The 13,557-nt window shown below is 43.0% G+C and carries 11 protein-coding genes; all 11 read right to left on the minus strand.

Features of this window, described 5'->3' with window-relative positions; translation table 11 throughout:
• Positions 1-171: 171 nt before the first annotated feature.
• The 11 genes from minE to HWQ41_RS31865 all read right to left on the minus strand — a co-directional run bounded on the left by minE (position 172) and on the right by HWQ41_RS31865 (position 12,869).
• A complete protein-coding gene (gene minE / locus HWQ41_RS31815) occupies positions 172-462 on the minus strand; it encodes a cell division topological specificity factor MinE (RefSeq protein ID WP_292771853.1) in 291 nt (96 codons plus the stop codon).
• Between the two features lie 35 nt (positions 463-497).
• On the minus strand, positions 498-1,304 hold the full coding sequence (gene minD / locus HWQ41_RS31820; protein ID WP_012410009.1) for a septum site-determining protein MinD: 807 nt from the start codon (positions 1,302-1,304) through the stop codon (positions 498-500).
• A 287-nt stretch (positions 1,305-1,591) separates the two neighbouring features.
• Positions 1,592-2,632: a septum site-determining protein MinC gene (minC, locus tag HWQ41_RS31825; RefSeq protein ID WP_292771856.1), complete on the minus strand. Its 1,041-nt coding sequence runs from the start codon at positions 2,630-2,632 to the stop codon at positions 1,592-1,594.
• A gap of 261 nt (positions 2,633-2,893) precedes the next feature.
• Complete coding sequence (locus HWQ41_RS31830) at positions 2,894-4,234, minus strand: four-carbon acid sugar kinase family protein (RefSeq protein WP_292771858.1); 1,341 nt, start codon at positions 4,232-4,234, stop codon at positions 2,894-2,896.
• Between the two features lie 168 nt (positions 4,235-4,402).
• Positions 4,403-5,065: a hypothetical protein gene (locus HWQ41_RS31835; protein WP_292771860.1), complete on the minus strand. Its 663-nt coding sequence runs from the start codon at positions 5,063-5,065 to the stop codon at positions 4,403-4,405.
• A 41-nt stretch (positions 5,066-5,106) separates the two neighbouring features.
• Positions 5,107-5,601, minus strand: a complete 495-nt coding sequence (locus HWQ41_RS31840) for a DUF29 domain-containing protein (RefSeq protein ID WP_292771862.1) — start codon at positions 5,599-5,601, stop codon at positions 5,107-5,109.
• A gap of 319 nt (positions 5,602-5,920) precedes the next feature.
• Positions 5,921-7,210, minus strand: a complete 1,290-nt coding sequence (locus tag HWQ41_RS31845) for a Glu/Leu/Phe/Val dehydrogenase (protein ID WP_292771864.1) — start codon at positions 7,208-7,210, stop codon at positions 5,921-5,923.
• 344 nt (positions 7,211-7,554) lie between these two features.
• Positions 7,555-9,666 (minus strand): glycosyl transferase family 1, encoded by a 2,112-nt coding sequence (locus HWQ41_RS31850; protein WP_292771866.1) that lies wholly within the window; start codon positions 9,664-9,666, stop codon positions 7,555-7,557.
• 258 nt (positions 9,667-9,924) lie between these two features.
• Complete coding sequence (locus HWQ41_RS31855) at positions 9,925-11,076, minus strand: beta-ketoacyl-ACP synthase (RefSeq protein ID WP_292771867.1); 1,152 nt, start codon at positions 11,074-11,076, stop codon at positions 9,925-9,927.
• Positions 11,077-11,159: 83 nt separating this feature from the next.
• Positions 11,160-11,960, minus strand: coding sequence for a peptidylprolyl isomerase (locus HWQ41_RS31860; protein ID WP_292771869.1), 801 nt, complete (start codon positions 11,958-11,960; stop codon positions 11,160-11,162).
• A 339-nt stretch (positions 11,961-12,299) separates the two neighbouring features.
• The gene (locus HWQ41_RS31865; RefSeq protein ID WP_292771871.1) at positions 12,300-12,869 is read right to left on the minus strand and encodes a photosystem I assembly protein Ycf4; all 570 of its coding nucleotides are present in this window, start codon (positions 12,867-12,869) and stop codon (positions 12,300-12,302) included.
• Between the last annotated feature and the right edge of the window lie 688 nt (positions 12,870-13,557).

Below are 13,557 nucleotides of genomic sequence, written 5' to 3' on the forward strand. Positions count from 1 at the left end.
GCTTTGGCGGGGTGGGGTTCTTGGGGTTTAGTAAGTAATCAAGCGGACATAATATAGCGCCAGATTTTTTAATCCAAAATCCAACATCTAAAGTTAGTATGATTCGTTGCAATTGAAGGTAATTTAACTACATCCTAAATAAAAATACTTAAGATTAAATACTATAAAGACTTATTTATCACCCCTTTCCCACTCAGGTATGACACCTTTCACCCGGCGGATGGGCAAATTAGCAATTAAAGCTGTGGTTCGTTGGTTGCTTTCTAAGGAGAACTCCAAGCCCTCTGTCTCAATTTCGACATAGCGACAGACGACATCTAAGATTTCTTGCCGCATTTTTTCCAACGTTTGAGGATCTAAGTCAGCGCGATCGTGAGCAATCACCAATTGCAGGCGACGTTTCACTTGAGTTCGACTGCTATCAGGACCGCGAGAAAAAAGTCGTTCTAGAAGTTCAATCATTACGAATAGGTCTGGGGCGGAGACTCGAAAATAAGTTAAACAATCTTTGTCCACAACAACCTTCGTAGACGGGCGAAGATGCTGTCTTGGGACGAGTCGATCTCCAGAAATTCGACACTTTCCCCTTCTAATCTACGAGCAATGTTCTCAAAGGCTGTGGCAGCTAAAGAGGGATTTTCCGCTAACACTAAGGGTTCGCCGCGATTGGTAGATACAATAACACGCTCGTCGTCAGGGATTACCCCGATCAGGGGAATGGCGAGAAGTTCCTGAACATCTTGCACTGACATCATATCATTTGCCTGCACCATTGCGGGTCTAATGCGGTTAATTATTAAATGAACACGCTTGATACCTTGTGCTTCTAGTAACCCCACTACCCGGTCAGCATCACGAACTGAGGAAATTTCTGGCGTGCTGACAACTAGCGCTTCTTTTGCCGGGCCGATCGCATTTTTAAACCCATTTTCAATGCCGGCGGGGCTATCGATGATCACGTACTGATACTTTTGCGCTAGTGCATTCACCAATAACTTCATCTGTTCAGGTGTGACTGCATCTTTGGAGCGATTTTGGGCTGCCGGCAGGAGTACGAGATTGGGTTGGCGCTTATCTTTGACCAAGGCTTGTTCTAAGCGGCACTCTCTGGCCAAGACTTCCACCGCAGTATAGACGATGCGGTTTTCTAGCCCTAGCAGCAAATCCAAATTTCTCAGACCAAAATCCGCATCAACCAAGGCAACTTGACGCCCCATTTTGGCTAAAGCCATGCCCAGATTTGCTGAAACTGTGGTTTTACCCACTCCTCCTTTGCCGGAGGTAATCACAATAATGCGAGTCATGATAGAAATGCGGTCAATGAGGGTTCAGGAAATATAAAACAGTAAATTGCAGTATAAAGTATGAAGTATCAGATCAAGCATGAAGAAATATCTGGTCTCCCTGATTCGGGCGAGGTATAAATATTTTTTTATCGCGATGTCTGACGACAAGCCGCTCCTCGTCTACGCTCGGTTGTGTGCAATACACTTGGCTAGGGGAAAGAGGTTAGGGATTAGAGTAGTGTATTCCATCCACGTGAAAACCGCTATATTTCATCCTTCGTATCCTTCATCTTTTAAGTAAATATTCAGGGCTGCTGATTGATCTTAGTAAATTGGTTTCTGGAAAAATCACTAGCCCTAGCGATGCGAATCCCTTGGGGCGTAATATGTGCCACTTCTGGAGAAAATTGCATCGGCAGTTTTTCTGGTGCCCTAGCTACAGCATCTGCGATCCGCAATTGGGTTGGTTCCATTTGCAAGGCCATAATCAGACACTCACGATTGCCTCCAGCCCCAGCATGGGCGATTCCACGTAGACGACCCCAGATGATGATATCTCCATCTGCAATTACAATACCACCTGGATTTAAATCTCCCAATAGAATTACTGTACCAGGATGACGGATTTCTACTCCAGAACGGACTGTCATTTCCAGATAGAGGGCATCTGCCTGGGGTATGGCTGTAGCTGTTGTCTCTGAGATCAGAGAACTTACGGGCTGTAGTTGTTCTACAGAATACCCCGATGTCACCGCAGCGATCGCAGTTTGACGACGACTCGTCGAGACAGATATTAGCCGGAGTTCGACTTCACTTAAAGCCTCGCCAAGTTCTTGGAGTTGTCTGGCATCTACTAGGCGGTCTTGTGCCATCAGATGCACAGGTGTATTAGATATACGGAAGCGATCGCCTGCATTCAGACGCTGTTTTATTTGTTGCCAAATATCAGACCAACTGAGTTCTGAGGCAGATACTTGAGATTCGGGAGGCAAAATTAATAACAGTCGTCCCTCCTTACTTTTTAACTGGACTTGAGTATTATCATTTACGCGATGCCCTGGTAATGCTAACTCATTGGGATTTAAATCAGTAAGGATAAAATCTGAGGTCGCATCAGTATTTGACTCTACATCTGGGTTAGCAGGATTTGACTCTACATCCGCAAGGACAGTATTTGATTTTAAATAAAGCAGGACAGATTTTAACTCAGCATCCGGGAGGATAGAATCTGACTCTACATCAGAAACAGTCGGATTTACCTCTACCTCAGAAAGGATAGAGTTTGGTTCTGCATTAGGAAGTGCAGAATTTGACTTTAGATTGGGAATCGCAGAATCAGAAGTCATGCAGTACTAGCCAAAAGACAAGGGACACTCCGAATAATTACTAATATTAGATCAGTTGCAAAATGCAACAACATTCTCAGACCATTTTGGATTGTGAAAGAGTAGAGACGCTGCGCCTAGCTTACTTGCTCAAAGGGTTACACTAACGCATCTCTACTAGTAATTGCTTTTGGGCACATCTATCGCAATCTTTGTTCAAATTGGTATTTAGACAAGTAAAGTACTGAGTAGTTCAGAATTATTAACATTTTTACTCAAAACTCAAGACTCGTTACTCAAGACTGTTTTAGTCAACCTTTGATAAATTGTCCCCAACGCATCAGCATCGCCGACATTACCTGGAAACAGCACCACAGGCAAATCAGGAAACTGGGGATGATCGGATGGCGTTAACACCATTGAACAACCAGCTAAAATTTGACCGAGTAAACGGGCTGAATTTAAAGCTAGTCCAGTACTCAAAACATCATTAGAGGTAATACCACCCTTGCTGATTAAGAATCCGATATCAGATGGTAAACCCCGCACAATATCCATCAGTAAACCTGAAACTTTTGCCCCAAACTCCAATCGTGTCTTGACATCTTTAAAACTCAGTTCCTGACGGCTAGTATAAACCACTGGTGTTTTGCCAGCCTCGTGTACCGCGCGTGTACTTTCTTTGATTTCAGTTAGCAGTGCCGCAGATTGATTTGCATCATCATCAAGTAATCGCGCTACATTTACTTCGATTCCCACAGTTCCATCTACTTGCAACAGCGCCTCTAATTGCTGAGTAGTCTTTTTCACATGGGAACCAACAATCACCGCACCTGGTTTGCCTTGTCGCACGTACTGCGCCATGTTTTCGGCGGCAATGGGTTGGGGTGGTAAAGCGGCTATTGCCGTTAAAATACTTGCTGCACTGCGAAACAGAAAGCGTTTACCTTGACTTGCTGCTGCTAATATGTCTACTGCAAAGCGGTTGAGATCAGCTTGAGTTTCACCATCGACGACAACGCACTGATTACCATTGAGTTGTAACAAGCGTGACAAACTACCAGCGCGAATATCGGCCAGGAGAAATCTTTCTACAACTTTGGCACTAATTCGTCCTTGAGTCTTTTCTTCGACATACTTGGGTAAGTAACTGTGATGGTAGCTGAAGACTGAATCACGGGCAAATTCAGTTTCATGGACTGGGGTGGGTACATCGCCAATAATTAAGTAATGCACACTGTCGCGGGTGATGCGTCCGCCGTCAAAAAATGCTGGTACGAGAAAATGAGCATCAAAGGGGCCAAGTTCTTGAGCGATCGCATCGGTTTCAATGGGGTAATGTCCCCGTAAGGTAGAATCAGAACGGCTGACAATCAGAAAATCGTCAATTCCTTCAGCATTCAAAGCGATTTTCAGGTTTTGGCAAACTTCTTTGGTGACAGATGCAGCTGACTCTGGCGTTAAGGATCTAGTGTTAGTCAGTATAAAGAAAATCGGCGAATCATCCTGTAACCCGGTGCGTAAAATTTCCACATCCCAGTGCATTAGCAGCAAGCAGCTGTGGACTGTTTGAGAACCTGTAGGGTCATCATCCAAGACAATTATTTTGGGTTTGTTGCTCATTTAAGTCAACGGGGCGATCGTTTTTTAGGAAAGTTAAAAGGGCGGTTAGAAACCGCGCCTACACAAGCAAAGTCCACCTCCGTGGACTAATAAATCAATGGTTTTTTAACCTGCGGAGGCAGGTTTTGTCTGTGTAGCCGCGAATTCTATTCGCCCAAGCTTTACAAATTAGCCTTTGTGTAATTTTCTGATTTCTGCTTGCACATCGATCGCAATTTGCAATGATTGATTTAGTAGTTGAGCATATTCGCCTGCTTGACTACTAAGTTGTAAAGCTTGCAGACTGGCTAAATTATTCACAAATAACTCTTGGTTATTAGCAAGCAATTTTTTATTATCTCGCAAAATTCGTTCCGTTTTCAGAGCGCGGACTAAATCTTCTCTAATCAGTTGCAGGGCGGCGGTGACTTTATCTCGGTCATGGATACTGCTTTCGACGTTTCCTGATGCTGCCAATTGGTCATTAATATCTATAGCGTGGATCAGGTCATGATATTTATCAACTTCATCTAAAAGTATTGTCAGTCCTTCGGGACAGGTCAATTGTCGCCAGAGCGATCGCCCCACTAATATCGGGATTGGCACTAAAATTAGTAAAAGAATTCCGAGTCGAATTGAAGAACCAATTGTCGGCAGAATAATAAACGCATAAACAGAGCCAACAATTATTGGGGTTAGCGCCAGCGTCACCAGCATTTCATTGATAAAAAACCCTAATCGCTTTTTGCTATCTCGCATAACCGAGGGTCTAAAAACGTCTTCTGGATCGAACCCAGTCAAACGCCTCAGTTCCCCCTTGCTAATTTCCAAGCCTATTAAATCCGGCTGCACTGCTGGATAACTCCTATGGAAGCCCAAGTTAACTATCTATTTTAATCGGCTTTACCGTGATGATTGTGGTTATATTCAGGAAACCAGTTTTCATCTAGAATTTGTTCTAAAGAGCCAATGGGTATAGAGGGGAATATGTCAATGGGAAGTTGGGAGCGATCGCTTGCTTCTGCTCTTGCATCTTGATAACATTCATCAAATATTTCTAAAATATAAGGTTTTAAGCTAGGACTATCTTTAAGAGCTTTTTTAATCCCTCTGCGAAAAGTCCTGATTTCTCCTTTCCAATGTCCTTCATTAGGTTCTCGTTCTTCATCCCAACACTTGAGTTTTAGTAGATGTTCAAGAAGCTTAATTAATAAACTTTCAATTGTTCGCTTCTCCCTTCTACCCATAGTTTCTAATTCTTCTAACAAATTATCTAAATCAACAGATAAAAATTGCCTAGCGCGAAGTTGGTTAATGGTTGTCTTAAGCCAAAGGTAATAATCTTGGTCGTATAAAGTCTGAGTCGTTGGTTGTATTTCTGTTAACATACACTTTTTAAACTCCGATTATTTGGATTAGACACTGTGTGTTTTATACATCAATTGTGCTTCAGGTTTTGAATACCCAGAATTGCCTCTAATCTCTCACTCTAGCTCAATAGCTCTACCTTCACCAAAAGAAAAATACTCCCCTGTTAGCAAATAAGGCAAAAGAAAGAAGAATAAAATTCATGTGTTGTAAAGATTTTTGGAAATGGTATGAGTTTTGATGTTGCAGCGATCGCTAAATTATTGTAGGGGCACAATATAATATTGCACCCCTACACATCTGGTCTATTTAATTAAAAACCGTGCATATTCCTAAATCTTAAGGATAAAGACCTCTGTCAGTCAGTGCCTGAGCCACTCTACCTACCCCCAGTGTGTAAGCTGCTAACCTTAAAGAAATTTGCCGTACTTTCGACTGGTGAATCACCCGATGGTAGGCATGTACCATCAAATGTTCCATTTCTCTGTTAACGCGCTCCTCATCCCAAAATACATAGGAAATACCCTGCACCCACTCCAAATAACTCACCACGACACCGCCAGCATTGGCCAAAATGTCTGGTAGCACTGTCACACCCCGCGCCTCTAAGGCCAAGTTAGCCTCAAGAGTAACTGGCCCGTTAGCTGCTTCTGCGACAATTTGCGCCTGCACCTGATTCACATTTTCTTCAGTAATCTGGTTTTCTAAAGCTGCTGGTATTAAGACATCGCAGGGTAAAGTTAATAAATCTGCATTGCTAATTGGTACAGATTCCGGGAAACCCATAATACTCTTGCGATTTTCAGCAGCGTAGACTTTCAACTGGGGAATATCAAGACCAATGTCGGAAAATACTCCCCCAGCACCAGTTGAAACAGCGATGATTTTCGCGCCTGCTTCATATAGTAATTCTGCTGCGGCACTGCCAACGTTACCGAAACCCTGAATCGCTACTCGCACTCCTACCAAGGATTTACCTTGCTCTGCTAGCGCCTCACGCACAATAATCATCACACCACGTCCAGTTGCCATTTCTCGTCCCAGAGAACCACCAATAGAAAGCGGTTTCCCAGTTACAACTCCTGGTACAGCATGACCGACATTCACAGAATAAGTGTCCATCATCCAAGCCATCTCACGGGCAGAAGTACCCATATCGGGTGCAGGAATATCTACCGAAGGCCCAATATCTTTAATCAACTCGCTGATATAACGGCGGCTGATTCGCTCTAATTCGCCAACACTGTAGCGTTTTGGATCTATGGGAATGCCACCCTTGGCACCACCGTAAGGAATACCTAACAATGCACATTTCCACGTCATCAGCATTGCTAGAGCGGATACTTCCCGCAGTGTCACAGCTGGATGGTAACGAATTCCACCTTTATAGGGGCCTAAAACATCGGAGTGCTGCACGCGATGTCCAGCGAGAACTTGTATTTCCCCATCATCTAGTTTCACGGGAATGGAAACCGTGACAACTTTACGCGGGTGGCTGAGAATTTCCAGCAAACCCTGATTTAAATTCAATTCTTTAGCTGCCGCTTCTAAGTAGCTACATGCTTGGTCAAATGGGCATATGTGCGCTGGAGAAGCAGGTTCTGGCAGCAACAGGGATTTTGAAATCATAAAATTTTCTCCTAATCACGGTATCTTTACGAACCGGATATCATCTGTACTTAGCTTATCCTTTTTTTTTGAGAAAATAGAAATATTGTAGTTTTTGTTACAGTTTTATACTTTATATTCTGCTATTGCTGCAAAGCGGTATGCGGACTAATGGACTAATGCATTCTAGATAGCCTGCTTTTTTAGGGAACTCCAAAAATAAATTATCCAATCTTGTGGGGAGTGGCTCTCTAGTCCGCCGAGTTTATCGGACGGGCAAGATGCCCATCCCACAAGAAATAGGTGGATATTTTTTTACTTGGAAGTTCCTTACCGTTGGGAAGCTGTTTTACGTTGAAGTGGGTTCATTCTCGCAAAGCGATCGCCTGCTTGATGAATGCTTCTAAGTTTTGGGTAGCAGTGGGATTGTCAAACAGAAGGTTGATTGAGAGTTTTAGAGCTTCACAAACGGAGTATCGCCAATCAATATCTACCGCTAATCGCACTGCAATCTTAATATATTGCCGGGAATCATCTGCAATTGTCTCCGTTACACCGATAGCTTGCAAGAAACCATAGGAGTGACGCGATCGCATAAACTCACCAGGACAAGTAACAATCGGTAAATGACAGGCGATCGCATCCAATGTTGTGTTACCACCCGCCCAGTCGAAGGTATCTAAATAAATGTCTGCTAAAGAAAGCAAGTCAAAGTAATCCTCACGGGGTAAGACTGGAGAGAATACACAATAGTCAAGACTATCTAACCCTACAGCTGCGAATGCCCGTTTCAGACGTTCTTGAGAAATCCCAGAGCGAAGGAACATAAACTGAGCATTGGGAACTTGACGGGCAATTTCTGCATAAATATAATCGTGCTGCGGTAAATATTTATAGCCAGCTTGACTAGAGATGTAGACAATAGCATCTTCTCGTAATCCAAAAAATAATCGGTTGCGGCGAACTGAGTCAACTTTGATTGCAGGATAGGAAATCCCAACACCAGGCAAACGTACAAGACTTTCGGTGTAGTGATCTTGCCCATTTTCAGGCTCCATCAGTTCACTTGATAAGAAATAGTCAATGGTGGGCAGTCCAGAAGTTACAGGTTGCCCCCAAGCCATACATTGAATCGGTGCTAAACGGAGTCCAGCAATACATAGTGTTGTGGCATCCATTCCTAATTCTGGAAAAATTAACACATCAAGGTGGTCATCAATAACTTGTTGACAAACCTGTTCTAAATTATTCGGCAAATGATAGAACTTTGTACTATAGGACTGAAATAATTGAGTACTAGCATCAAATTGATGCCCAATGTGATATGAATAAATTTCAAATTTTTGATTATCTGCATATTTAAGCCAGTTTAAGAACAAAACTGTTCCGCTCCAGCTACACAAAAAATACGAAAGATAGCCAATTCTAATTCGCTGATTGTTGCTAATAGAAGAAATCGGACGCACCTGAATCCATTGCGGATAATTTGCCGCCATAATTTGGTGAATTAACCGTCCATATTGCTGCTGTAGTACCAGATCATTCTTTGCCTGATATGCAAGGAAAAAGTTGGTATGATGGCTGATTCCTATGAAAGCTTTTTTCTGCTGATCAGGGTTATTCATTGTGATTTCTTGAATGAGTTTTTCTAATCCATGCTGAAACCATGCCCGATAAGTATCAATCTCTTCAGGAGTATGATAAATTTCTGGCAGCATCAGATGACTTAACATCTTAAATACGTAGTTTTCAGGAAACTTCTCGGTAACTTGTTGAGCGAAGTTACGAGCTTTCAGATACTTGTGGCTTTGCTTGAGGCGAATAATCAGCCAGTAATAGAGTTCTTCTGCTTCAGGGCAATTGCTAATACCATTCTGCAATGTTTGGATAGCCGCTTGCATCTGACCAATTTTATACAAAACATCACTTAGCTTCAGATAGTAGTCAATCTGGTGCGGACAACTGGATAAATAGTTGTTGTAATATGGAATAGCTTTTTCGGGCGATTCACTGTCTGCGAAATAGTCACCCCATCTGTGCCAAGATTCTAGCCGAGCCGCTTCATAAACAGTTTGCTTTTCAATTTCTGACAACTCACATTTGGGAATTTTGGCGATTTCTTGCTGCTGGATAATGTAGCGATCTTCGTTGTTAATTGGGATGCGAAAGTTAATTAATGATTTAATGACAGACCATTCTTGTGTGTTTAACTGACCCGTAAGCCCTACATTCAAGTCTTCAGAGACAGCCGACTCTAAGCTAAGTTTCAGAATTACCTCAAAAAGCAATGAGTTAGCATTATCCTGTAGTTCATCTGATAAACTGTGGCTGTCAATTAGCAGTGTTATATCTTGTCTAGCTGGATGTGTGAAAAGAGTTCTGAAGACATTTATCAAGTCTTCTGCGATCGCTGTTTCTAAATTAGACAAGTCAGGAAAAATTATCAGATTAATATCTCTTAATTCATTAATTAACATAGCGTTGCAATGACTAATGGCAAGCTGCTTTGCGTATAGGCACTACTATACAGCAGAATTCAGGAGTCAGAATTCAGAATTCAGAAGTAAAACACGCTTTCTACCTGGCTTTGAGACGAATCGTTGTGTACTTCACAAAATTGAAATTTGCTATATATGTTTTTACAGCAATAGCATCAGTAACCGAGATATTTTCACAGCTAACTTAAGGGCATGGGGCATTGGGAACTAATCACAAATGACAACCCTTACAAGGTTTTACCTTGCCAATGCGATCGCGATCGCAGCATTCTGTCCCCCAAAGCCAAAACTCAAACATAATATCTGCTTAATTTTACTTAGACGTGCGGCTGTAACGAGGTCTAAATCAAATTCTGGCTGCTGCAATCCTACACAAGGTGGTAAAATTTGATGCTTTAACGCCATAAGAGAAAAAGCCACACCTAAAGCTCCAGATGCTCCTAGTGTATGACCTGTGCTTCCCTTGGTGGAACTAACCGCCACTTTTTGGGCAAACAAACGCTGGATTACCATGCTTTCTATGCGGTCATTTAGCTGAGTAGCTGTGCCATGAGCATGAATATAATCAATATCGGCTGGTGAGAGACAACTACGTTCTAAGCATTGTTTGATGGCAGCGATCGCACTTTTCCCTTCTGGTTCTGGTGAATTGCTATGATATGCGTCGTTAGTTAAGCCAAAACCGAGAATTTCACCATACACTTTTGCTTGACGCTGTTTTGCCAACTCTGCTGATTCTAAGACAAACACAGCTGCACCTTCGCCCAACACTAAGCCTTCCCGGTGCAAATCAAAGGGATAAGCCCCAGTTTTCGCCAAAGCACCCATCTGCTGAAACCCTGCCAAAGTTAGGGGTGTAATTGGTGCTTCCACTGCGCCAGCGATCGCCTGTTGACATTGCCCAGTTTGGATAAGCAAAGCTGCTTGAGCAATAGACCAAATTCCAGTAGCACAAGCTGCCATCGGTGCCAAAACTATACCGGATGCACCGATTTGTCGCGCTGCTGCGATCGCATTCATGTGAGGTAATGTATCTAGCCAATTTCCCAAAGAGGACACGGGGAAATTCGCCGCGTCTCCATACATTTGCCTTGCCAGCATTTCCCAAGAAGCTTGATAAGAGCGACTTGATCCAATAACTACAGCACAATCAGCTGCATGTGGAACTAACCCAGAATCTTGCAAAGCAGAAGAAACAACCATCTGAGTTAACATTGTCAACTCAGATGGTTGTTTACCAATCAAACCTAGAGGAAGTGGTCTAAGTTCTGGAAATGGTTGATGTAATCGAATTCCAGATTTACCTGCGATTAAATTTCGCCAACTATCCTCTAAGCTTCCACCCAACGCGGAAACTAAACCAATACCAGTAATACAAACCTTAACCAATCTGAATTTTGCGAGTGAGGAATCTTCCGCTATTCAAACATTCAATTCTTAATTTTGAATTTTGAATTTTGAATTGATTTCTCCTACTTTCCAGGTGTTTTCAGATTTTCAGCACCTTGGGTGACTTTAGCAGATTCAATGCGATCGCCTTGCTGAATTTTGTTCACGACATCGAAGCCTTGAGTGACATTGCCAAACACGGCGTAGTTACCATCCAAGAAGGCTAGATCCGCTAAAGCAAAGTAAAACTGGGCAGAAGCGGAATCTGGTGGTTGCGATCGCGCCATCGCTACTGCACCCTGCTTATGGGGCAATATGACGGGTTGAGCAGTAGCATCAAAGGGTTTATTGTAAATCGGAGTATCTGAACCTTTTGGCTTAATTTCTAAAGGTATATAACGAGCATTTCCCGTTTTTGGGTCAATATAACTACCTGTTCCCAGTCTATCTACCGGAACTTTCGGGTCTTTGCTTTGAGGATCGCCCCCTTGAACTACAAAGGGTTGGGGTTCGCGTACAACTCGATGGAAAGCTAAACCATCGTACACACCCTTTTGCACTAAATCTACAAAGTTGCCAGCTGTAATGGGGGCATCAGTGCCGTCTACTTCGATAGTAATCGGCGAGCCTTTAACCGTGAGCACCACAGTAGCCTTGCCTTCGAGCCGTGGTAAATCTGTCATTCCAGGAATAGTCTCACTACTAGTTTGAGATACAGATGTTGCTTCAGTAGTTGTCTTGGTGCTTGCCTCGCTTCTAGTCGAGGTAGCTGTCGAGGATGGAGAAGACGTATTAGAAGCGAGTTGCTGTGTTGAACATCCTCCCAACATCAAGGCACTGAGCAGCACAAGAGAAAGCAAAAATTGTGAAATTTTTAACCGCATTGCCAGTTACTGATTCAACCAGAGTATCTTATCGTTTCGAGGGGCATTGAGGATTGGGAATGGGGCATTGGGCATTGGGCACTGGAAAAACTCTTGGTTTATCCGCTCTACAACACTTGGACAACGCTAGACAGAATAGAACACTATTAGGCATTGCCCGGATTGCTTCCCATTTCAACCTGGCAGTGTCGCAATCACCAGTCCACAAGCTTAAATTTGGATAGAGCTTATCCTATTTCAAATAGTATGTTCAATTTAACAGAGAGTTTTTTCCCCCTTGTTTCCCGGTTTATCCTCTTGTCCCCAATGCCCGATGCCCGATGCTCCATACCCCATCCCTTACAATCCTTCTAGTGATACTCCCAAGAAGCGGGCTAACTTTGCACCTTCTGTTTCCAACTCTGTTAAAGATAACGGTTGTCCAACCCGTGTTAAGGGTATATCTCGCCGCCCCTTAATGCGTAGATAGAGGGCGCGACGGGGATTAAGACCTTCTTTGACGGCTATTCGCACAGATTGCACATCTTCTATGCGGCTGTCAATCTCAATTCGGCGGTTTTTGCCAGGAAATCCCCAACGGAATATTTTGATTGTGCCAGTTTCCTGATTAAATTCGTTGTAACCGCCTCCTACATCCAATAAAATCACTAGCCACAGGTATGTGGCTAATAGCAAGCCAGCAGTGCCATATAACCCCATCACCAATCCTTGGGGGATGAATATCAGTTGAGTTGGATCGCTAACTATGAGTAAATTAACTTTTAAATAACTGGATATCCCAGCCAATAAAAAGCCGCTTGCTCCCAAGGTAACGATACTTGCCCAGCAGTAGTTACTAAACCGACGGGAACCGAGAACATTTTGATGCAGGAGGCGATCGCCTTTGTTAATCGTTGTTGATGCCGTCATTGAACTACCATTGCCCGTGAAATACTAGCACACTGAATGTTTTTGCATTTAGTGGTGGCTCTCTTTGCATTTTACCAAACATTGTTGACAAAAACTCAACTGCGGCCTTCCCTGCTACTGCTACCCATATAATAATTTGTTAAGGCACGTTACATAATTTATTCACTCAATGGCTGATAAAAATTCTTTATCCTCTGCCCCTCTGATCCCCTCTCCCTGCCTCTTTTTTAACTTTTGGGAATGAGTTACCTACCTACGTGCATCGGCACTAAATTTTTCAGATTTCTGAGAAAACTTGTGTCAAATTGTAAAAATTCTGATATTCATATTATTTATAAGGTTCGTGTTTCATACCTGATTTGCTTCTGTGTATCAGGCAAAAACCCTTACTAGTGTGATAAATTAAGAATCGTTAAGTTACCACAAGCTAGATTACTAGCCGATGGTACGTGTAATGTCATAACTCTGAGAAATGGTGACTTCACTGGTCGGCAAGCTCTCAGAATCTCAGTTGCTTTCAGGCTGTTGAGATTGTCAAAAAAACGTTAATTCCTCACGGCAGTCGGTTACACTGGCTCTCCGTAGTGCCTTAAAAACGTTGCAATTTTAGTAAAAAAAGAGGATTTTAGTCCGATGACCATCGCAGTTGGACGCGCCCCCAGTAGAGGGTGGTTTGACGTTCTAGACG

It is taken from the genome of Nostoc sp. NOS(2021) (genome assembly GCF_017115025.1).
Lineage (GTDB): Bacteria > Cyanobacteriota > Cyanobacteriia > Cyanobacteriales > Nostocaceae > Nostoc.